Annotated in this window: 18 protein-coding genes; 8 read left to right on the plus strand and 10 right to left on the minus strand. The window is 59.2% G+C overall.

Annotated features, from left to right (window positions below):
* Nucleotides 1-43: 43 nt before the first annotated feature.
* On the minus strand, nucleotides 44-715 hold the full coding sequence (locus DYI20_RS10250) for an IS3 family transposase (protein ID WP_122549451.1): 672 nt from the start codon (nucleotides 713-715) through the stop codon (nucleotides 44-46).
* A 648-nt stretch (nucleotides 716-1,363) separates the two neighbouring features.
* Between DYI20_RS10250 and DYI20_RS10255 the strand changes: the two genes are divergently transcribed.
* Nucleotides 1,364-2,365, plus strand: a complete 1,002-nt coding sequence (locus tag DYI20_RS10255) for a GNAT family N-acetyltransferase (protein WP_233242803.1) — start codon at nucleotides 1,364-1,366, stop codon at nucleotides 2,363-2,365.
* 518 nt (nucleotides 2,366-2,883) lie between these two features.
* On the opposite strand, the gene DYI20_RS10260 is transcribed toward DYI20_RS10255, so the two are convergent.
* The 3 genes from DYI20_RS10260 to arsB form a co-directional block, all read right to left on the minus strand.
* Nucleotides 2,884-3,312 carry an arsenate reductase ArsC gene (locus DYI20_RS10260; protein ID WP_110100993.1) on the minus strand — a complete coding sequence of 143 codons (429 nt, stop codon included), beginning with the start codon at nucleotides 3,310-3,312 and terminating at the stop codon, nucleotides 2,884-2,886.
* Nucleotides 3,313-3,420: 108 nt separating this feature from the next.
* Nucleotides 3,421-4,110, minus strand: a complete 690-nt coding sequence (locus DYI20_RS10265) for a low molecular weight phosphatase family protein (protein WP_146206421.1) — start codon at nucleotides 4,108-4,110, stop codon at nucleotides 3,421-3,423.
* Nucleotides 4,107-5,219: an ACR3 family arsenite efflux transporter gene (arsB, locus tag DYI20_RS10270; protein ID WP_183145627.1), complete on the minus strand. Its 1,113-nt coding sequence runs from the start codon at nucleotides 5,217-5,219 to the stop codon at nucleotides 4,107-4,109. Before arsB ends, DYI20_RS10265 begins: the two co-directional genes overlap by 4 nt.
* A 443-nt stretch (nucleotides 5,220-5,662) precedes the next feature.
* Here arsB and DYI20_RS12965 point away from each other — a divergent pair, with 443 nt between their 5' ends.
* Nucleotides 5,663-5,971 (plus strand): HIRAN domain-containing protein, encoded by a 309-nt coding sequence (locus DYI20_RS12965; RefSeq protein ID WP_122549452.1) that lies wholly within the window; start codon nucleotides 5,663-5,665, stop codon nucleotides 5,969-5,971.
* 1,011 nt (nucleotides 5,972-6,982) lie between these two features.
* Here DYI20_RS12965 and DYI20_RS10280 read toward each other — a convergent pair.
* From DYI20_RS10280 to DYI20_RS10290, 3 genes are all read right to left on the minus strand, one after another.
* Entirely contained in the window at nucleotides 6,983-7,627 is a 645-nt protein-coding gene (locus tag DYI20_RS10280) for a TetR/AcrR family transcriptional regulator (protein WP_110100989.1), read from the minus strand.
* A gap of 82 nt (nucleotides 7,628-7,709) precedes the next feature.
* The gene (locus tag DYI20_RS10285; RefSeq protein WP_122549453.1) at nucleotides 7,710-9,374 is read right to left on the minus strand and encodes an AMP-binding protein; all 1,665 of its coding nucleotides are present in this window, start codon (nucleotides 9,372-9,374) and stop codon (nucleotides 7,710-7,712) included.
* Nucleotides 9,375-9,471: 97 nt separating this feature from the next.
* Nucleotides 9,472-10,635 carry an acyl-CoA dehydrogenase family protein gene (locus tag DYI20_RS10290; protein WP_110100054.1) on the minus strand — a complete coding sequence of 388 codons (1,164 nt, stop codon included), beginning with the start codon at nucleotides 10,633-10,635 and terminating at the stop codon, nucleotides 9,472-9,474.
* 265 nt (nucleotides 10,636-10,900) lie between these two features.
* Here DYI20_RS10290 and DYI20_RS10295 point away from each other — a divergent pair, with 265 nt between their 5' ends.
* The 6 genes from DYI20_RS10295 to DYI20_RS12970 all read left to right on the plus strand — a co-directional run bounded on the left by DYI20_RS10295 (nucleotide 10,901) and on the right by DYI20_RS12970 (nucleotide 19,296).
* On the plus strand, nucleotides 10,901-12,697 hold the full coding sequence (locus tag DYI20_RS10295) for an acyclic terpene utilization AtuA family protein (RefSeq protein WP_243857342.1): 1,797 nt from the start codon (nucleotides 10,901-10,903) through the stop codon (nucleotides 12,695-12,697).
* Nucleotides 12,694-14,283: an acyl-CoA carboxylase subunit beta gene (locus tag DYI20_RS10300; protein WP_122549455.1), complete on the plus strand. Its 1,590-nt coding sequence runs from the start codon at nucleotides 12,694-12,696 to the stop codon at nucleotides 14,281-14,283. The genes DYI20_RS10295 and DYI20_RS10300 overlap by 4 nt, the downstream gene beginning before the upstream one ends.
* Before the next feature lie 8 nt (nucleotides 14,284-14,291).
* On the plus strand, nucleotides 14,292-16,397 hold the full coding sequence (locus tag DYI20_RS10305) for an acetyl/propionyl/methylcrotonyl-CoA carboxylase subunit alpha (RefSeq protein WP_110111011.1): 2,106 nt from the start codon (nucleotides 14,292-14,294) through the stop codon (nucleotides 16,395-16,397).
* Nucleotides 16,394-17,179 (plus strand): enoyl-CoA hydratase-related protein, encoded by a 786-nt coding sequence (locus tag DYI20_RS10310; protein WP_110111010.1) that lies wholly within the window; start codon nucleotides 16,394-16,396, stop codon nucleotides 17,177-17,179. The genes DYI20_RS10305 and DYI20_RS10310 overlap by 4 nt, the downstream gene beginning before the upstream one ends.
* Before the next feature lie 873 nt (nucleotides 17,180-18,052).
* Nucleotides 18,053-18,871 carry a 23S ribosomal RNA methyltransferase Erm gene (erm, locus tag DYI20_RS10315; RefSeq protein ID WP_110111015.1) on the plus strand — a complete coding sequence of 273 codons (819 nt, stop codon included), beginning with the start codon at nucleotides 18,053-18,055 and terminating at the stop codon, nucleotides 18,869-18,871.
* A complete protein-coding gene (locus DYI20_RS12970) occupies nucleotides 18,868-19,296 on the plus strand; it encodes a helix-turn-helix transcriptional regulator (RefSeq protein ID WP_166769821.1) in 429 nt (142 codons plus the stop codon). The genes erm and DYI20_RS12970 overlap by 4 nt, the downstream gene beginning before the upstream one ends.
* Before the next feature lie 307 nt (nucleotides 19,297-19,603).
* Here DYI20_RS12970 and DYI20_RS10325 read toward each other — a convergent pair whose 3' ends face one another.
* The 3 genes from DYI20_RS10325 to DYI20_RS10335 all read right to left on the minus strand — a co-directional run bounded on the left by DYI20_RS10325 (nucleotide 19,604) and on the right by DYI20_RS10335 (nucleotide 21,515).
* Nucleotides 19,604-20,464, minus strand: coding sequence for a phosphotransferase family protein (locus DYI20_RS10325; RefSeq protein WP_110111008.1), 861 nt, complete (start codon nucleotides 20,462-20,464; stop codon nucleotides 19,604-19,606).
* The gene (locus DYI20_RS10330) at nucleotides 20,452-21,024 is read right to left on the minus strand and encodes a hypothetical protein (RefSeq protein WP_122549456.1); all 573 of its coding nucleotides are present in this window, start codon (nucleotides 21,022-21,024) and stop codon (nucleotides 20,452-20,454) included. The genes DYI20_RS10325 and DYI20_RS10330 overlap by 13 nt, the downstream gene beginning before the upstream one ends.
* Nucleotides 21,025-21,152: 128 nt before the next feature.
* Nucleotides 21,153-21,515, minus strand: a complete 363-nt coding sequence (locus DYI20_RS10335) for a hypothetical protein (protein WP_122549457.1) — start codon at nucleotides 21,513-21,515, stop codon at nucleotides 21,153-21,155.
* Nucleotides 21,516-21,980: the final 465 nt, after the last annotated feature.

The raw sequence follows: 21,980 nt of genomic DNA on the forward strand, positions 1-21,980 counted from the left end.
ACCCAACCCGCTCACGCCAACGGGCCAGATCGTCCTCCAGCTATCACACGCCTGCTGCGACAGGCACCGAGCGGTGTCCTTTCACCACCGCAAGGTTCGAGAGCACCTCGTGGCGCTCGATGTCAGCGACCCACAGCCGATTCGGGGCCGGTGCTTTGAAGTCCCGCATCACCAGATCCGGGCGCTCATCCGGTGTGCGCCCGGGTACCGTGGTGCGCGGTTTCCGGCCGCGGACCACGCCGCTGATTCCGGCCTGACGCATCGGCCGTGCGACCTGGTCACGGCCGACCTTCCAGCCGCTTCGGCGCATCGCATGCCACATTTTGCGAACGCCGTAGACCCCGTAGTTGCGGGCATGCAGGTCCTTGATCACCACGGTCAGTTCCCGATCACGGATCTGGCGTTCGCAGGCCGGGCGGGTCTTCGCTGCCCGATAACCACGCGACGTCATGAATCCACACTCGCGTGCTGCAAGTGTGCGGCAGATGAGCTCGACCCCGAACCGATCACGGTACATATCGATGTAGGCGATCATTTCGGCGAGGGGCGGTCGAGCTCGGCTGCAAAAAAACGCGGACGCAGTTTTGAGAATCTCATTGGCCCGGCGCAGCTCCCGGTTCTCACGCCGTAACCGGCGCAGCTCTTCAAGCTCATCCGTTGTCGCGCCCGGCTCAGTGCCGGCATCACGTCTGGTCTGCTTCAGCCACCCGCGCATCGTACTGATGCTCTACCGAAGCTCAAGGGTCTCGCGCAGTTTGCCGAGGACTATGGTTCTGAATTCCGACGCATCGAGTCAGTGGCCGAGGCTGGTGGGAAGCTTCGCGTCCTCGACATCGGCCGACCCTCAGTTCGCGAGGCGACCGCTCAAGCGACCGATGCGAAGTCGCTCTAGACTTCCGACCTCGCCGATGACTACCAGTAGCCCTATGACGGTGGGCCCACAGCTCAAACATGTTCGGTGAAGTCGCAACCGCGAGTGCCATACCCATGCGTCTACCGGTACTTCATCGTTCCCTTGACCCTCTACAGCAAGTTGAACTGCAACATGGGGACCTCCTAGTCGTTGCGTGGAGTCCATACATGCTCTGATCAGGAGAAATAGCAAACGGTGTCGCGCACTCAGGCAGGATCTCTCGGAGCCTACCCAGAGGAGCACGTCGTCACACCACCCGAGAGCATTGTTGCGCGCGAAATCCCGTCTGGTTCACCCTTCTTTGGAGGCCAGCCGGGGTAGCGGTGTGCCGGGCACTTAGCGGTTCAGCAAGCTAATCTCCAAATGGCAGCACTGGGACGAATTCCCAGTTCATAGCCGGTATAGACGCTATTCGAGGCCTCCGTTCCGCACTGGGGTCTTGTATCCATCGTGACCGGTTGTGCGATCCGTGACCAGGCTCCGGCGGGCTTGTCGTCCGGTACATTGGCAGTCCTGGCACTCGCCGACGCCGAGACAGACCATTTTGTCGGCTCCTTGGTGCTCTTTGACATCAGGCACGACGATGCCGAAGTCGGTTTTTGGATTCATCCCGATGCACGAGGAACCGGGCACGCTCGCCGAGGCTTGGAACTGGCGTCACGTTTCGCTCATCGTAACGGGCTGCAGACACTGACAGCGCGCACGCTACCTGACAACGAGGCGTCACAACGGTGCCTGGCAGCAGCTGGCTTCCGTAAGGTGGCGCGAAGTGTCGGGGCCACACCCGCCGGAGAACACAAGGAATTGATCCACTACCGACTCAATCTGGTACCGCCCGTTATATTTCCGTTGCGCACGCAACGACTGCGACTCCGTCTACATGAGCAAAACGATACCGGGTGGCTGTATCAGCTCTACTCGCAACCCGAAGTGGCCCGGTATTTACTGGATGATCCGTGGACGGAAGAGGTGACCGGACGCAAGGTAGCTGACCGTCTGAGCAAGTCCGATATCGGTGGTGAGTGCGGAGCGGTGGCACTGGTCATCGAACACGAAGGTGTGCCGGTCGGCGACGTAATGCTGTGGCTTACCGATCACCAGCACCGCCAAGCAGAAATCGGCTGGGTGCTGGACCCCCGCGTAGGCGGACGGGGACTTGCCACCGAAGCCGTTCGAGCTGTCCTGGCCCTGGGTTTCGAGCACTATGGACTTCACCGAATTACTGCGCAGATGGACGCACGCAATAGCGCCTCCGCGGCCTTGGCTCGCCGCGTCGGTCTACGACTCGAAGCACACCACATCGCGGACTGGTTTAGCAAAGGCGAGTGGACCGACACTCTGGTATTTGCTCAACTAGCCTCCGATTTCATCGAACCCAGCGGCCAAACTAACCCAAACTCACCCCTTCTCGAGGTGAGGTCGGGTCAGTGGGTCTCCGCCAGGAGCCAATAGCTTCTATATTTTCACACCTGCAAGCTCGTCGGGACGTGGCTCATCGTGACGTCAATTCCGTGTGGTACGGCTTGCCCGACGGTCACCCCTTGGTGTTGGAGGTCGGCTACGGTCTCGAAGCTGGGCAGACGCGCTGGGAAGATTGGTGCGAACCGTGGACGATATCCGAGGACGTACCGACGAGGCACTAGATGCTTTGCCAACTGGGGACAAGGCCGTTAGTCCATCGACACGTTGCACTACGAGAAGGCAATCGTGATGGTCGACTTGATGGTGGAGTTAGGGACCGAGCTCGTATTTGGCGAAGGGTCCGATCGTGGGCCATAGGTCTGCATCGGTGTTGCGCGAGGCACGTGAGTGTTGGACTGTCTGTATTCCGAACCTTATGGCCGGTGACCTTTACTTCAGCCAGCCCATCCGTGCCCTGCGGGCACCACCCAGACCCTTCAGAGGCATTCGCACGACCATAATGTGATGGAAGTTCCCCGCCTGTTGTGTCTTCTCCACACCACAGAAACTCACAAACCCGTTTTGGGCTCCAAGAGGCTGCCAATCAAGGCCCGTACTCGCGTTTTGATCTCGTCACGGATGACACGCACTGCCTCGAGGTCTTGGCCTGCCGGGTCGTCAAGTGTCCACTCTTCATAGCGCTTGCCCGGATAGATCGGACAGGCCTCCCCACATCCCATCGTGATGACCACATCTGAGTCCTGCACGGCCTCGGTGGTGAGCACCTTGGGTTGCTCAGCGGTAATGTCGATTCCCTCTTCGCTCATAGCAGCAACGGCAACAGGGTTGATCTGCTCAGCGGGCATCGATCCTGCCGAGCGCACCTCGATCTGGTCTGCTGCCAAATGGCGCAGATAACCGGCGGCCATTTGGGAGCGCCCGGCATTGTGGACGCAGACGAACAGCACAGAGGGTGTATCGGGTCTTTGGGTGGTCATGGACGGGTCCTCTTTCGGCATGAAGGAAGTGCTGGGCCCAGCGTGCGAACACGTGGTTGTATCTCCGGCAAGATGGCAATCAGCCCCTCGGGTGAGGCCAGAACGGGATCACTCACGGCCCAGTCTTGATAGCGTACCCCAGGAATAATGGGGCAGATATCGTCGCACCCCATCGAACGTGAGAGGCTTGGGGAAACGCTCCCGCGCAGTCTGGCTTTCGACGTCGGTCAGCAGGGACACCACATTCGGGTGCACGGTGTCGGCCGGAGCAGAACCAGCAGAGCGAGCCACCGCGTATCCGTCGGTGCTATCGTGCAGAACGGCAGCTACAAGCTGGGAACATCCAGCGTTGGCCACACAGACAAACAGCACTTGTCGTGCGACGGCGGTGTGAACCCGGGTCAGATCAGCCAGTCGTTGGGTGGCGAAGCATTTGGTCCGCCGCAGAAGCTCCGGGGCGCTCGTCGTGGTGTGCACCGCGACGGTATATGACTCCCGGATAATATGGGTGACGAGTCGCTTGGGCACAGTGGTAGCCGTGCCAGACAATTCCGTGACGAGACCACCCAGTTGGTCATCGATCTCTTGTGGTGCAACAGAAGGTTTCCGCGCCGGTGGCGTGTCCGTGGCGGAAGCCGGGTCGAAGGTCTCCACACCCGGGTCACACGACCTTCCGAGTCGACGAGACCAACAGTCCTGAGAACGGTCAGGGGGTGCGAGACGGTCGGCTGAGTCGGCACGCATGGCCTGGAGGGCGGTGGGTGTACATTCCGGAGAGGTCAGTGTCGGCTGACTCATGAGACACTCGTAACTTGTGAGGCGGATTCGGGCGGATACGGATCGGTATTGAACCAATCGCGGGCAATCCAGAGGGAGACGTACACCAGTCCCAGCAACACCGGGACCTCAATCAGTGGCCCAACCACCCCAGCCAGAGCTTGTCCGCTGGTGGCGCCAAAGGTACCGATAGCGACCGCAATGGCCAGCTCGAAGTTATTACCTGCCGCGGTAAACGCCAGCGTTGTTGACCGCGCGTAGCCTAGACCCAGACTCTTGCCTGCCACGATGCCCACAAACCACATCACCACGAAATACACCAACAAGGGCAGAGCGATCCGTGCCACGTCAAGCGGGTTGTTGATAATCGCTTCCCCTTGGAGCACAAAGAGGAGCACGATGGTAAAGAGGAGCCCGTATAACGCCCACGGTCCGACACGTGGGAGAAACCGGCGTTCGTACCAGGCCCGACCCCGGTACCGTTCGCCGATCCACCGGGAGGCGAATCCGGCAAGAAGCGGAATCCCCAGGAAGATCACCACGTTTAGAGCGATCTGACCCATCGAGACCTCGAGCCCGTCTGTTCCGAGGCCGAGCCAGCCTGGCAAAACGGTGAGATAAAACCAGCCAAGCACCGAGAACATCAGCACTTGAAACACGGAGTTTATCGCCACCAAAACCGCCGTGGCTTCACGATCACCGCAGGCCAGATCATTCCAGATCACCACCATCGCAATACACCGAGCAAGCCCAACGATAATGAGTCCGGTCCGGTACTCAGGTAGATCGTGCAAGAACACCCAGGCGAGAATAAACATGACTGCAGGACCAACAAGCCAGTTCAGCACCAGAGACGACACGAGAAGTTTTTTATCTCCGGTAACGGCGACGACTTTGTCGTAACGGACTTTGGCCAACACTGGATACATCATGACCAATAGCCCCAACGCGATCGGCACCGAAACCCCACCGATCTCCAGCTGGGTCAGCACATCAGCAAGAACCGGCACGAATCGTCCCAATAACAATCCAGCGAGCATGGCCAGCCCGATCCATACCGGAAGCCATTTATCCAGCGCCGACATCCGCCGTGAAGACGCCGCCACAGTAGGCATTTTTGTTGCAGTCATCTGTCATCTCCTGACGTGTTCCACAGCAACGACTAACCACGTTCTCTTGGTGTACTCCACCGGACCGGTCCAACGTTCGGCAGACCGTGATTCGATCTGCCTCTATGTTAGTGACTATCTCATGAGCGTGGTCGATTCAGGTGTCATGGCTTGTTTCGCCTACCTCCGTGACGCGTTGGCCTGCGTTGCATCTCAGATCGGATCTACGTTGCCATCACGACTGCAGGCAGGAGCTTGTGTTTGTTTCGATAACCGGCACGCGAGTTATCTGTACCAATCTGAGGACCAAGACCACTTGACCACAAGGGAAAAGAACACAAAAGCCATAGTGCAGCAATCAGCTACAGGGCCATCAGCACCTCGTCGTAGAACCTTTCCAGCTCCAGGATGGGGTCCCAGCCGCTCCATCGAGGTCGTGGGCACTTGTCTCTACACCAAGAACATTGCCAACGTGCTCGATTTTTCCGCGACAACAATTTGTTCACGCCAATCTTTCCTTGTCGTTGGTGCCAAATCCCGATAATCCGCATGATCCCATGGCGATCAGTGTTCGAAACAACGGCAAGTTGCTGGGATACCTCAGTCGTGAGGACGCTCTACGCTACGGTCCTGAAGCACACCGGTTGGCAACCTCAGGGTATGCGCGCGAAGTTCAGGAATATCTCTTCAGGCAGAGCACTCAATCCCAAAACTGGTACCCCTCCACCGAGATTCATTTCGTCCTCCCAGAGCCGGGACATGGGCTCCCTTGAATCAGTCCATTCCCGATAGCCTCTCTGTCTTGCCTCACGGCGACGTTGCACAGGTCTTGAAGGAGGCAGACCACTTCGAAGTCCTCTGTGATGACGTTCCACCAGCAAAGGGGTAGCGCAGGCCACAGAACTTACCATTCATGCGCTTCGGTCCTCTGAGCTCAGCAACGACTGGAACAGTACCATGCCGTTCTATCCGGTTCCGGTTGCTGAGTCCGATAGCTACGATGTACCGCCTGCTTATCAGTATGAACCGGAACAACCAGCCAGGCACTATAGGCCCACTCATCACAAGAAGTGGCCCCAGGGCACTCCCCACGATTTGCCAGCTTCGCTCCATCACCGCAAACAGTTCCCCGATTCCTCATTCACTCCTGGGGCTCCAGAACCAATCATCGATTTTCCAGAACCAGCCAATCCTGAACTGATCATTCTTCAACGTTCCAATAAGGGTGATAAGACCGTACGCGTCCTCTTAGACGGTCCAACCGGGGGCCTGACAACGAGACTCGCTACACCGTCGATCACAACAACACGACTGGCACAGACACACATCGAGAAAAGAGTCCTGATGTTCTGCGACGTCGTGGAACCATACGGTTGATCACTCTCCTCATCATTGGAACCGTTCTCCTCGTCGTGATTCCCGATGTGGGGTGGGTTCTGGGCCCGTTAGTAGCCCTGTTTGGTGTTTACGACAAGAACGTGCACAATCGTTAGGCCTAGGTTCTAGAAGACGAAAAGCAATGGGGACAACCGGATTCACACCGCTTGAACGGCCCCCGCAGACCGAGAGGTGTTTGCTTGCGGCCTCGCTGATCAGCGTCAAAGACGGCAAGCCAAGAGGACTCACAACTCGAGATCTGCTGTTCGTTCCGGGCACGTGATTCCCAAAGCCCAACGCGTTAAACCAGCAGGTGTGCATCTTCGTGAAGACGTTTCGGTGCTGTACAACCACTATTCAAAAAACGATCCATACCAGGGTTGTAGATCCACCGGCAAGGTGCGGGTTTACCCCTGTTCTTCCGGATCCAGCCGCTTAATGGTGCGCATCTCTGCGGCCCAGAACTGCGCTATCTTCTTCCGCCGGTCCGAGTCATCGCTCAACAGATCAGCCAACCCGAGTCCGCGAGCCAAGTCCAGCGTCGTCTGGATGAAACGACGAGTACGCTCATCGGAGACATCGGCGTTGAGAATCCGCACCGTTTCTGTATAGATGCCACGTGCGAATTTATCTTCCAGTGGCCGGATACGCTCTTTGAGGGCCAGTTCGGACGCAGCGACGCACCAGATCTGCAGGGCGGCTTTAAAGACGTCGGAAGCGTAATATTCCAGGACTTTCTCCACGATATGGTCGAAGTCATCCCCCGGGGTAGCCTGCGATCTAGGTGCTTGGAGCCCTGCCTGTTCTCGTTCCTCAAACATGTAGTCGATTGCTGTCAGAAACAGATCTTCGCGGGTCGGGAAATGGTGTTGCAACGCACCACGGCTCACCCCGGCTTCTTGAGCGATCAACGTCATCGTCGCACCGTGCCAACCGGATTCTGCCAGGCAACTGATAGTAGACCGCAGGATTCGATCTCGAGTAGCACGGCTACGATCCTGCTTAGGCTCGTGCGACCGGTGGGACTGTGAGGAAGCACTGGAAGTGGTCATAAGTTTCAATCCTAGACCTCAGACGCCACCGCGCCGGGTGATGACATCATCACCACACACCCGAGATAGAGCTTGAGGGGCGTCAAAATTCTTCGCGCAAAACGTTCTTGCGAATTTTGCCAGTTGACGTCTTCGGCAAGGCTTCGACGAACCACACTCTCTTCGGTGTTTCCACGCCGGACAGGTGGTCGCGCACATGAGACAGAATCTCTGCCTCGACCTCGGAGGCAATCTGTTGTCGCTGTTCAGCACTCACTTCTGAAACGGCAGGAACCTTATCGCTACAAACTACGGCTGTGACGGCCTCACCCCAATGATCGTCAGGTGTCCCGATTACGGTACATTCGATGACTCCGGGGGCATCGGCAACGATTCGCTCAACCTTCATCGACGAGACATTCTCACCGCCGGTTTTGATGATGTCCTTGACTCGGTCAACGAACCACACAACGCCTTCGTCGTCCATGTAGCCAACGTCGCCACTATGGAACCATCCGTGACGAAATGCCTCCTGATTGGCATCGGGCCGATTCCAGTACCCCGCGGTGACGTGTGGACCGCGGTAAACGATTTCACCAACCTCTCCGGGAGGTAACAATCTACCGTCTGGAGCCATAATTCGGGTGCGCACCGTTGGGGAGGGCACTCCCCACGACCCGTTCTTACCGTGTCGATGATCAGTACGTTGAAACGTCGTCGCCGGCACAACTTCTGTTTGTCCCGATCCCAGCACTTTCCGTGCATTCGGCATCATGGCATCCATACCTGCCAAAATCCGTTCGGGCATCTGTGCCATTGCGTACATGGCGGTCTCCATCGATGACAGGTCCCGAGCTTGGCGCTGGTTTTCGGCGATCAGGGCTGCCCACATCATCGGTAGACCCGTGAAAACCGTAACTTTCTCTCGCTCAATGGCGTCAAGAACAGCAGCGGGATCGAACCCTTGCTGAAGCACCAACGTGCCACCCAGAAATAACACGGGCTTAGCGAGGGTGTTCAGCCCCGTGACATGGAACAGCGGCAAACATAACAGCATGGTGCCAGGGTGCTCACCCCAATCTTTTCCGATCAACACCGCATTAGACATCACACCGGTCACCACCGCGCTGTGCGTTGCTAGGGCACCTTTTGGTCGAGCGGTGGTTCCCGACGTGTAGAGACACTGAACGATGTCGTCACTGGAAATGATGAGTCTCAGTTCATCGTCCACCGGTGTGGCCAAAAGATCTGTCAGATTTACTCGCGCATAGTTCGTCGCCATCGACAATGCAGCCTCGTTCTCGACCGCACCGGTTCCGGTTTCGCGCACAACGACATTGTCAATCGTGACCCCTTCGGCAATCGTTGCTTCCAGCAGGGGTAGCATAGCGTCGTCGATGATGACAGTCCGCACACCGGCATCGTCGAGAATCCAGGTGATATCTGACGGCGTTAGCGCGTAGTTGATGGGTAATGCCACTCGCGCGGATTTGGCGATCCCGAAGTAGATTGCCAGAAAATCCGCGCTATTGGCTACCATGATGGCGACCGGTTCTCCCTGTTCCGGGGCGTCGGGGAGATTAATAATCCCGCGGGCTATCGCTTCGGCATCGTGGTCCAGCTGGGCATAACTGATACGTCGTTCTCCTTCCACAACGGCAATCTGTTGTGGATGTTTCTCGGCGGCGCGGGTCAACGCGTCGCCCACCGTATGACGACGGGCAAGATTGAGATCAACGGGGTCGACGGTACTGGTATCGGGTTTCATAATGTTCTCTTCCTGGTGAATTTATGGGTCAGTAAGAAGCAGTAGAGACGCAAACCGCAGGCCAGGATCCAGTAGCGCAGAGCATCGAGAAGAGAGGTTAAACCGGATAGCCATCCATTCGGGCAAGCACCTGGAGCATGACCTCGTCGGCGCCACCGCCGATCGAGGACAACCGCACGTCGCGGAGGAATCGGCTCGTCCAGTTCTCCTCCATATAACCCATGCCGCCATGGACTTGTAGCACCGTATCGGCGACATCGCGTAGCAAGCGTCCAGCTACGAGTTTGCCCACGGTGGCTTCCCGAGTAATGTCTGCACCGGCATGAGATAGCCGGCACATCTTTTCGTTGTGCGATCGCAATAGTTCCAGTTGGGCAGAAAGCTCGGTCAACTTGAACACGGGGTACTGGCGAGCGGCAAGGGGTGCCCCGAATAGCTCACGTTGTCCCAAGTATTCCCGGGTCTTAGCGAGCGCCCACTCACTGGCACCGACGGCCGTGAAACACGCCGAGAGACGCTCGACCACGAACTGTTGCATCTGTTGTTGGAATCCCCGACCGATCTTACCGATCGTATTTGATACCGGAACCCTCACCTCATCGAGGTGTAGCTCAACGGTGTCAGAGGAACGATTCCCGAGTTTGTCGAGCGTGCGCGAGATGGTGAACCCAGCAAGCCCTGAGGGCACAATAATCTGCGACATCCCCCGATACCCGCCCTCATCGGACGTCCGGACCAACATGCAGAACCAGTCGGCCTGAGTGCCGTTGGTAATGAAGATCTTGCCACCGTTGATCACCCAGTCGTCACCGTCGCGACGGGCCTTGGTGGACAGACCTGCGACATCTGATCCGGCCCCGGGTTCTGTCACCGCGATGGCCGCCACTTGTTGCCCTTCAAGGGCCGGGCGTAGATATTGCTCTTTCAACTCCGGACTACCAAAACGGGCCAAGGATGGCGTAGCCATGTGCATCTGGACGTTGATTGCCATCGACACTCCAGCGGTATTCCCCTTGGCCAGTTCCTCGGCGAAGACCATCTGGTACTCCATGGGCGCGCCTTCCCCACCGTCTTCTTCGGGATACCCCAGCCCTAAGTACCCTGCTGCGGCCAACTTAGGAAACAGTTCGTGGGCGTCGAAGACTCCGGCGTCCTCCCACTGGTTCATTCTGGGGACAATTTCCTTGTCGCAGAACGATCGGACGCCTGCGCGAAACTGTTCGAGGTCAAACTGGTCAAGATCGTCTGGTTCTTCGGTCATATTCGCCTCTCTGACGCCAACGACATGGTGGCTTACACCGGTTACACCGTGTCTATCGTGATGCAGGTCACATTAGCACCCTTAATGAAGAAAAAACAATCACGCTTGCTTGTTGTCAAAAAATGTGCCAACATGAGGTCCACGACTCGTTCAATCCGCTCCCACGGGAAGGCACGTGAGCATGGACTCCGAGCACAGCAGGAACAATCCCTTACCCACCCGAACTGGCCACTGTCCTCGTGGTGTTGCGAATGCGGACGCTATCTTGGCTGACCAGGATGGCCCGGTGGTGAGGATCGGTAATGCTTCCGGGTTCTATGGGGATCGCTTCGCCGCTTTCGACGAAATGGTTCGGGCCGGCGTGGACGTCATCACCGGTGACTACCTTGCAGAACTCACGATGCTGATCTTGGCCCGGCAGAAGGCAACGGATCCCACCACAGGATTTGCGCGCACGTTTTTGTCTCAGCTGAAGCACTCGCTGGAGGCCCTGGTTGCCACCGATGCCCGTGTAGTCGTCAATGCGGGCGGGATGAATCCGTCCGGGCTAGCTGAGGCGATCAATCAACTGGTGACGAAGACCGGAGCTGAGCTTCCGGTGGCCTATGTGGACGGCGATGACCTGACTGACCGCAGTCAGCAACTCGGTTTGGGCCAACCACTAGCTGCCAATGCCTACCTGGGTGGTTTTGGCATTACCTCAGCCTTACGGGCAGGGGCACGGATCGTGGTAACAGGGCGGGTGACCGACGCTGCGCTGACCACAGGTGCAGCTGCCTGGTATCACGGGTGGGAACGGGATGATCTTGATGCCCTGGCCGGGGCGATGGCCGCCGGCCACGTCATCGAGTGCGGGATGCAGGCCACCGGTGGAAATTTCTCCTTCTTTACCGAGATCCCCGACTTGATCCGTCCCGGATTCCCCATCGCTGAGATAGCCACCGACGGTAGCTCGGTGATCACCAAACCCGTCGGCACCGGTGGTGCTGTCACCGCCGAGACGGTGATCTCCCAGTTACTGTACGAGGTGGCCGGGGCCAGATATCCCGGTCCGGATGCCACCCTGCGACTAGATTCCATCACGGTCACCGATCTCGGTGCCGATCGAGTGGCGTTGAGCGGAATCCTCGGTGAAGCCCCACCACCGACCCTCAAGGTCTCAGCTACCGAACTCGGTGGATTTCGACAGGAGATGACCGTCTATCTCACCGGCCTGGACGTCGATGCCAAGGCGAATCTGATTCAAGCGCAGTTCCACCACGCCCTGAACACCGCTGGATTACCGATGCCGCAGCAGTTGCAATGGACGTTGGCGCGCACCGATCACGCCGATGCGACCGTGCAAGAGGAAGCGAGCGCCCGCCTGACCCTGGTCGCTCGCGACAATGACCCCCAGGTGGTGGGACGAAAATTGGCAAATATTTTTGTCGAGATCGCACTGGGTAGCGTTCCCGGTATCTTCTTATCTTCTCCGCCTAGGGAAGCCGAAGTGTATGGCCGGTTCCGTCCGGAATTCGTTCCCCAGACCACCCCAACTCACCGCGTGCATTACCCCGATGGGTCGGCAGAAGTCATTGTGCCACCTGAACGCACTCTGCGACTTGAACCCACGGACCTGGACGAGCACTCCCCTGCTACCGGGCACGGACCCACCATCACTCAGTCCTCGTCCGATGCCACGGAATCCTCTGTTGCGTTGGGCCGATATTTCGGTGCCCGTAGCGGCGATAAAGGCGGGACGATCAATGTTGGTGTCTGGGCCCGTAGCAACCCGGGCTGGACTTGGCTGCGCCAAGTGCTCACACCGGAACGACTTCGCGAGTTGCTCCCAGAATTTCGAGATCTCCCCATGGACCGTGTCGAGCTGGCCAAGCTACGGGCGGTGAATTTCGTCATTCACGACGCACTCGGGGAAGGCGTCGCCTTCGGTGCCCGCTTTGATGCACAGGCCAAAGGTGTGGCCGAGTGGTTGCGCAGTCGTCACGTTTCACTACCGTCCGACGTCACGGAATTTTCGGGCCTCGACGATAACTTCACGACCGGATTCGGAGTATCCTCATGACTCGTCTCATCAGCACCATCGACACTTCCTCCCCGGAGTTCCAGCGGAGCGAAGAAGCGATGCTGAACAAAATCTCCGAGATCGATGCGGTCTTCGAGCAACTGGCTGCAGCCGGTGGTCCGCGTGCCGTGGCCCGCGACCGCGGTAAGCTCACCGCACGAGAGCGCATTGAGCTCCTCATTGACCGCGACAGCCCCTTTCTTGAGCTTTGCGCCGTCGCGGCCTGGGGATCAGATTTTCCCGTCGGAGCCAGCATCATTGGTGGCATCGGAACCGTGTGCGGGGTTGAATGCGTCATTATTGCTAACGACCCCACGATTGCCGGCGGTACGTCAAATCCATTCACGCTCAAAAAGCAACTGCGCATCATGGATATTGCGCTGAAAAACCGGCTTCCGCTGATGACCTTGGTCGAATCAGGCGGGGCGAACTTACCGACACAGAGTCAGGTCTTTATCCCGGGGGGTGATTCCTTTCGGCGACTAGCCCAGCTGTCTAAAGAGGGCATCCCCACGATCTCAATCGTGTTTGGCAACTCGACTGCGGGAGGCGCCTATCTTCCGGGCATGAGTGATCACGTGATCATGATCGAAGGCCAGTCGAAAGTCTTTCTTGGCGGACCACCACTGGTGAAGGCCGCCACCGGCGAAGTGAGCGACGATGAATCACTGGGTGGAGCCGGAATGCACGCGCGAACCTCGGGGCTTGCCGATTATTTCGCCCACGACGAGCAAGACGCATTGCGTATCGCACGCCGTGTTGTCTCCCGGCTCAACCACCGCAAAGCAGGCCCCGCGCCTGCCACCTCGATGCCACCGGTCTTCGACGAGGAAGAGTTGCTCGGCATCGTGCCCGATGACCTCAAGATTCCATTCGATCCGCGGGAGGTTATTGCCCGGGTCGTTGATGGGTCGGATTTTGATGAATTCAAGCCTCTTTATGGTGCTGGCATGGTGACCGGTTGGGCGAACATCCACGGTTACCCGGTGGGCATGATCGCCAACGCCAAGGGCGTGATTTTCAGCGAGGAAGCACAAAAGACCACCCAGTTTATTCAGATTGCCAACCGGCAAGCCACTCCCCTGGTGTTTGTACACAATACAACCGGATACATGGTCGGTCGCGCCTACGAGGAGGGTGGGATCATCAAACACGGTTCGATGATGATCAATGCGGTGTCCACCTCCACGGTTCCCCACATCTCTGTGCTGATCGGGTCCTCGTATGGGGCCGGCCACTACGGGATGTGCGGCCGTGCCTTTGACCCGCGTTTCCTCTTCGCCTGGCCCTCGGCCAAATCGGCAGTTATGGGTGGCGCCCAATTGGCCGATGTGGTGACCTCCGTGGCGAAAGCTTCGGCCCAAGCCCGTGGTACACCCGTCGATGTCGACGCGCTGGAACATCGCCGAGCTGCCATCGAGCAACAGATCGAAGACGAATCTCTGCCACTGTTTCTCTCGGGTCTCGTCTACGACGATGGGATCATCGACCCCCGAGATACCCGCACGGTGCTGGGGCTGTCGTTGTCGGCCATTGCGAATAGACAGGTCGAGTCCGATCGGTCTTACGGAATTTTCCGGATGTGAGGAACCACATGACTGTCCAGACCACAACACGCCCGATCACCCGGGTGCTCGTCGCCAACCGTGGGGAAATCGCTCGACGGGTCTTCGCCACATGCAAAGCCCGCGGGATCGGAACCGCAGCGGTATTTTCCGATGCGGATGCCCATGCTCCGTTCGTCGCCGAAGCCGATCTTGCCGTGCGTCTGCCGGGTACCGCCCCAGCAGACACCTACCTGCGTGCCGAGCTCGTGATTGCGGCCGCCCAGAAAATGGGCGCCGATGCGATTCACCCCGGCTACGGGTTCCTGTCCGAGAACGCTGGCTTCGCCCGAGCTGTTATCGAGGCCGGATTGATCTGGATCGGTCCGGATCCCGCTTCTCTTGAACAGATGGGGTCCAAAATCGAGTCCAAGCGCCTCATGGAGCAGGCCGGCGTACCGGTCTTGACGGATCTCGACCCCGAATCCATCACCGAAGCTGAGTTACCGGTGCTCGTCAAAGCCTCAGCAGGTGGTGGCGGTCGCGGGATGCGGATTGTGGAACGTCTCGATGAGCTTGCTGACACCGTGTCCTCGGCCTCGCGCGAGGCCGCCAGTGCCTTCGGCGATCCCACGGTTTTCTGTGAGCGCTATATTCCTACCGGGCACCATATCGAGGTCCAAGTGTTTGGTGACCGGGCCGGCAACGCCTGGGCAGTGGGAGAACGAGAATGTTCGATTCAGCGTCGCCACCAGAAGATTATCGAAGAGGCGCCCGCTCCGCTGGTTGAACGCCGGGGCGCGCGAATGCGTGAACGTCTCTATCAGGCCGCTCGCAACGCGGTGCAACGGCTGGGGTATATCGGAGCAGGAACCGTTGAGTTCTTGGCCGACGAGGACGGGTCCTTTTACTTCCTGGAAATGAATACCCGCTTGCAGGTCGAACACCCGGTGACTGAATGTACCACCGGGCTCGACCTCGTTGGGTTGCAGTTGGACATCGCGGCCGGGGCAGAGCTGGTCGGTGACGAACCCCGGGCTCAGGGACATGCCATTGAAGTGCGCCTCTACGCCGAGGACCCCACGCAGAATTGGTCGCCCCAAGCCGGACCGATCCGAGAGTTCTTGGTGCCGGAAGTGGACGCTGTCTTCAACAACCCAGCACCCGGACACCCGGCAATTCGTCTCGATGCTGGTGTCCAAGCCGGAGATGTGATGGGCACCGATTACGATCCGATGATCGCGAAGATGATTGGTGTTGCCCCAACCCGGCACGGTGCCGCACGCAAACTTGCCTCAGCTCTGGAAAGGATGGTGTGGGACGGCCCCGTCACCAATGCCGACCTGCTCGTGAGCATCCTGGGCGAAGAGGATTTTCTCTCGGGGCACACCGCCACCTCCTACTTAGAGGATCATCCTGCTGTGTTCACGCCGGCCACTGACGAGACCACCACAAGGTTGTTTGCCGTGGTGGCAGCCATCGCTACGGCGGCAGCTGTGGCCGAAGGCGCTCCCGCGTGCCCCGATGGCGTGGTGGTGCTCGGCGCACCAGAGAACGCAGACCAGGCATTGGCCCGCCACATCGCCGAGGAGAATCCGCGACCGCGCATTGGTGGGTGGCGGTTGTTCCACCCCGACTGGCGAACTCGCGCCTTCCTTCTCGGTAGCCAGGAGATCTCCATCGACTATCGCCAACGTCGGTATGGCTGGGAGATCTCCCCCAGCTCGGTGCCTGACGTTAACAGCGTGGAGGTCGTCTCGGCATCCTCGGCTGTCGTGCGGCTGCGCATCGACGATGTGGAGCGACGTTTCGTCGTGTCACGAACGGGCCGTCAAGTGGTCGTCACCGGGTCCGAACGGTCCGTAACGCTCACTGAGGTCGAACACTTCACCGATCCGGAGACGGTCTCTGCACCGGGTAGCCTGATCGCGCCCATGCCAGGCACCGTGGTACATATCGAGGCAACAGTTGGTGACGCCGTGGTGGCAGGCCAAAAAATCCTGTGGGTGGAAGCTATGAAAATGGAGCACGCCATCACCAGCGATGCTGATGGCATTGTCGAACAGCTCACGGTCAGTGTCGGTGATCGTGTTGACGTTGGTGCCGTGCTGGCCGTAATTGTTGCCCAGAGTGAAAAGGAGGCTGTCACAGCATGACGAGCGTGGTCTATACCCTCGAGGGGTCAACGGCGACCCTGACACTCGATGCACCGGAGAATCGCAACGCGATCAACCAGGCACTACTGCAGGGCATCTCTGAGGGGTTGGACCGGGCCAGTGCTGATGATTCGGTACGCAGTATCGTGCTGACTCACACCGGTTCGGTGTTCTGCGCTGGTGCAGATCTGAAAGACCACTCCTTAAACGACACCGAAGGTGGCACGCCGACGACAGGCGCTTCGACTGCGAACGCTGTCATCCGTGAGTTGCTAACATGCCCTAAACCGATCATCGCAGCGGTCCACGGTCATGTCAGGGCCGGTGGAATGGGCTTTGTGGCTGCCTGCGACTTTGTCGTCGCGGGTCCGCAGTCCACTTTCGGGCTCACCGAAGTGCGGATCGGGGTCGTCGCCGCCATGATCGCGCCCGTGGTCTTAGCCCGGCTTGGTGACCGAACCGCAGCAGGTTGGCTTCTTCGGGCACGCACCATCACCCCAGACGAAGCGCTGTCAGCAGGCTTCATTTCTCATGCCATCACTGACACCGATGGTTCTGTTGACGGCACGGTCGAGGAGATTCTGACCGACTTACGCAAAGCTGCTCCGGCAGCGCTGGAAGCATCAAAGATGCTGGTCAACCGTCATGTTCTCGAGCTTATGGATACCCGTGAGCAGGACATGGTTGAGCTCTCCCAGCGCTTTTTTGCCGGAGATGATGCCAAAGCCGGGATGACGGCGTTTCTGAACAAACAACATCCGCCGTGGGTCCTGGACGCCTGATCCCACGATGCCTAGTCACCGATCATGGCCTGATCACCCAGCTCGCTACTGGCATACGCTGTGAGGTTCAGCTACTAGTTGTGAAGATGGCTGTGAACTGATCATTTGGAGTCAAAGCACCGAGATTTCCGATATCAGCGATAACGGGGACCAACTGGACCGGTCAATCTGTGGTATTTGTCAGCATCTCCATGCCCTTCGAAGATCCAACCAGCGTCCACTCAGCATCCCGGCTGTACACCGGATCGGATAGGCCTGCCCCGACCGCAGTCCATGAGCGTGTCCCCCAGACGCTGAAGTTGTCCCTCGACACCTGCGCTCCCCGGGCACGTAGACCATATCCCCAAACAGTCATGCCACCACCGAGCCAGCCCGCCCCCGAGCAGGCTACCCACTTCGGCGAAACAACGAGGTAGGAACGCCGAGCACCCATTGGTCGTTGCCGTCGGTCGCGATGGGGCGTGGCAGAAATTTCGAGCCGACATCTGCCCACATTATCCGCTCCTCAAACAGGCGCGTCGAAAGCGTTCCACCACCGGCCGCTACGGCGCCTAGCAACCTTATCGAGATCTCTCACGGAGCTGACCTCGATAGTGCAGAGCACCTGTGGTCGCAGAGGCGCATGAATTCGTGATGGCCCGCGATGATACGGATCTGCGCATCTTTGATGCATGGACGGGCTATGGGGTCGTCGAGTGACGGTGGGTCACCTACACTAGTTGGCATGTTGTTTTACGGCACTGCTTCACTGCGTCTGCGCCGCCGCTAACGGCGGCGAGCACACTCCCCGTTGTTGCTCCTGCCTCCGGAGAAATCACCCGGCCGGGCGGTTTATTCATCGTGCCCGGTTCCACAACCACCACGGAGCAAACAGTGCCTACCTATCACGGTGGCCGTCATGAACACGGCCAAAACTTCCTCACTGACCCATCAATCATCGCCACGATAACCCGACTCGTGGCCGCGACCAAAGGCCCGATTATCGAGATCGGCCCCGGTGATGGAGCCCTCACCACGCCACTGGCCCAGCTGGGGCGAGCGGTCACTGTCGTCGAGATCGACCCTCAGCTCGCAAAGCGTTTGGCAGGCCGTATCCCGTCACATGTGGAGGTCATTAATGACGACTTCCTGGGCTACCGGCTTCCGCCATCTGAGCAGGTGATCGTCGGCAGCCTGCCATTTCACCAAACCACCGCCATACTGCGACGCATGCTGCACGCCCCAGCATGGAGTGAGGCGATCCTGCTGGTACAGTGGGAGGTTGCCCGCCGCAGAGCGGGCGTTGGTGGTGCCACAATGATGACCGCACAATGGGCGCCGTGGTTCGAGTTCAGGCTACACAGTCGTGTTCCCGCTCGCGCGTTCACCCCACGTCCGAGCGTGGACGGTGGAATCCTCACCATCCAACGTCGCGAACACCCGTTGTTGTCCCCGGCACACAGACGTCAGTTCCGCGCCTTGGTCCACCGTGTCTACACCGGACCTGGACGCGGGATCGCCCAAGTTCTGGCACGCAACACGACGCTCGGCTCACTGCAGACAGTTAAAGCGTGGCTAACACGCCACCAGGTGAGTGCCACCGACCTGCCGAAAGACCTGCCGGTCCCGGTATGGGTGGACCTGTTCAAAACCGCACGCTCCTCGCCACCGCGTCACCGCGCACCGTCGTCTTCCACAAGGCGAGGCCGATGAGTATCAGACCCTTGCGACGACCCTTACCTGAGGAGAATGCAGCAAGCCATGCCGACCCGACTGAGACAGCCACACATCGTGTAGCACGCCTCCTCTGTCAAGATCCCGCACAGGACTGGCGACTTCGTGACCTCGCCGACCTTGTGCACCTATCGATCTCGCAGCTGGGCAGGACCTTCAGCCAGCGCTTTGGAATGTCGCCCATTCAGTACCTGTCTCACGTTCGAGCCCACCGTCTTGCTGAGCTCTTGGTGACGACTGACCTTCCGATCGGTGTCGCTATGGCACAAGTTGGGTGGCATAGCCGTGGCCACGCGGCACGTCAGTTCACCGCGATTGTTGGGGTCAGCCCATCCGCGTATCGACGCGCCGCAACCCAGCGAGCAGACCTAACATGCCCGTGCTGCGGACAGTGCCGGGAATGATCCCGGTGACACCCACACAGTATCCGAGCTCCGGCGGTGCCAATAGACCGGTTGCTGGCATGGCCAATCGAGTGCCGGCTGGGCATGCGTTTGACAGATGCGCGGAACGCTACCTTGCGTTCCGGAGCATCCTTGACCCGTTGGGACATCCCACCGTCGTGATCTTGCCTGCGCTGTGTGGTCGAGGATGCTCGAGACCTCACCGCTGTCACCTGCGAAGCGGACCTCAACGACGACGTGAGTATCTTTGACGAGCTCGCGGAGGTTAGGTGCCACAACAGTCCCCGCTGACGGCAAGTCCCCTCAGTCATGATGCGCTACCAAATGTATGGTCGAACGCTCTCCAGGCGTTGTCGAGATACGGTCTGCGCGATAGCGGATCTCTGAGACCGAAGACGACGTCCTCAAGCCATCTGCACCGGGCGTGGAAGCGGAAGCGATGTAGCTCGTCTTCAGTCAGAGGCCCGTTCAACGCTTCCCCAATGTGACTGGCCGCCTCAGGCCCCAGGTCCCGGTAGATGGATCCAATGTCACGGGCAGGGTCGGTGAGCGCCACATCGGTCCAATCGATGATGCCAGTCACTGTTCCGTGGTCATCGACGAGAATGTGTTCGGCCCCCAGATCGTTGTGCTGTGCGATAAGGAGCGACCGTGTCGGCGGGGGCGGCTCGTCCAGGAACGCGCGAATGAGACGTCCCTGCCCCGCACTTAGGTGACCACGCACCGCCCGGTAGCTACGCACAGCGTCCTGATGCCAGGCGTGATATGGATACCGATCAGCCGGCAGTTGCGAAGCCGGCACAAATCGGCGGAAGGCCGACAACGCATCGATGATGGCCTGCCGAACCTCCGTCGAGTCCCGCTTTCGTCGACGAAGCAGTGGCGTGCCACGAAGTCTCCTGTAGACAAACGTGCCGAGTTCGGCCTCATAAAACACTGGTATCGGGATTGGGACCGAGGTGACGTGCGCGAGCGTATCGAGCAGGTGCACTTCGCGGTTGAGGGCTTCGTGGTCAGCCGAACACCGCACGATATAGTCCCCGACAGCGATGGTCGTGTTCTCTGCTCCGGAGTCGAAGAGGACTGGCTCGTCGTTGGGCGACCAGAGGTCATGCATTTTTCCCAGCTCCGCCAGGCGGGCGCGGTCCTTGGGGGTCACTGCGGACATCGCGGTCGCACCGTCGCGTCCTGCCTACGCCGAGAGACGACGAAGACCCACCAGAGGGTTTGCGCCAACAGCACCGTTCCGCCACCGAGGAGCGCAACCCACACCAATTGCGGGTGCCAGGCAGTACCGATCCCGATCAGCACTGCGATCAAACCCGAGATGACCACGGCTATCAGCATCACGATCTTCGGAAGCGCATCTCGGCGAGTTGCCGTCCGAGTAGCGAGGTATACGAGCTCGCCCCCTTGCAACAGCCCGATGATCACAACTGCGCCGAGAGCGAAGACGAGCACCGCGAGTGGGACCCGGTGAGCGTGAGCAACGAGCACGAAAGCAATCGTCGCGGTGACTAGCGCGACTGCATCGATGCCTGCCGCGCCCCGCCTCCACCCCATCAGCTCGCGCTGCAGCTGTCGCTTTCGGGGTACAAAGTCCCACGCCCGAGCAGTGTACCAGCGCCCGGCCACGATGCCGATAGCGTAGGTCGTTAGCGCTGCCAGGAGTGCCGGGAGTAGGTTGTTATTAAGTAGCCAGATCACAGCTCCGAGTGCAACCGCCACGAGGATTGGGCCCAGGCGTGCGAACCACCATCCGCGGATGTAAACAGCTCATGCCTGCCCGATATGTATCGGATGCAACAGCTGTCTTTCAGCCGGAACAGGGAGCTGGATTTGTTCTTTCATGTCGTTCATTCGATCCTCCAAGGGGAATGGTCCAGGTAGTCCTTGTCCGCCTCGGGTTTGGCAAGCTCGTAGACTTTTTGCCGAGCCACGCCGATCGCTCCAGCGACCGTGACGGCGCTAAATTCCTCGAGCATTGCCTCCACACAGACAGACCGAATGCTTGCAGCCCGTGCGACAAGGTGGGACATCAGTGCGCTGATCTCCGCTGCGAGAAGAGCGACCGCTCGTGGGCCACCGAACTCGTCTGCGCACCGGTCATCGTCTGAGGTGGCAGCCGCATAAAGACGGTCACCAGCATCGCGCAGGTGCGATTCAACATCGTCGGGTCGAACGCCTGTGGCACGAAACCGTTCGACAACCTTGTCCATAACGTGTTGTCCTTCCCTCTGCCGGTGCGCCAATACGCGCACCCACTCGGCTCCGAAAGCGTCATCCGGAGTCTTGTCACCCCTGGGGTTACTCCTCATGCCTGTTAGCACGGCAGGTCGTCATTGTCCCCGTCAACCCTGGGGTGAAAAAGCGGCGCGGCAGGTACTGATGTCCCTATTGGTGCAGAGCTACACGCAGACCTCGAGCCTTGCGCGTCCGAGGTGGTGGTACATCCCTGCGTTCCCGGCAGCATGGGACGCTTGGTGATGTGATCGAGCGGAGTGGCGTCACCCGCTCATCACCGTCAGGAATCCGTCACCGTGGTCGACACGAGCAAGATTCGAGAGCCATGAGCACGCAGACGATGCGAAATCGGTGCGGGACGACGAGCGTCGTCGCCCGTCCGTAGCGGGTCGAGCTCGGAAGCGTCGAACTCAGCCTTCCTCCCAGCGTGGTGCCCTTCG

It is taken from the genome of Auritidibacter ignavus (assembly GCF_003703835.1).
Classification (GTDB): Bacteria; Actinomycetota; Actinomycetes; order Actinomycetales; family Micrococcaceae; genus Auritidibacter; species Auritidibacter ignavus.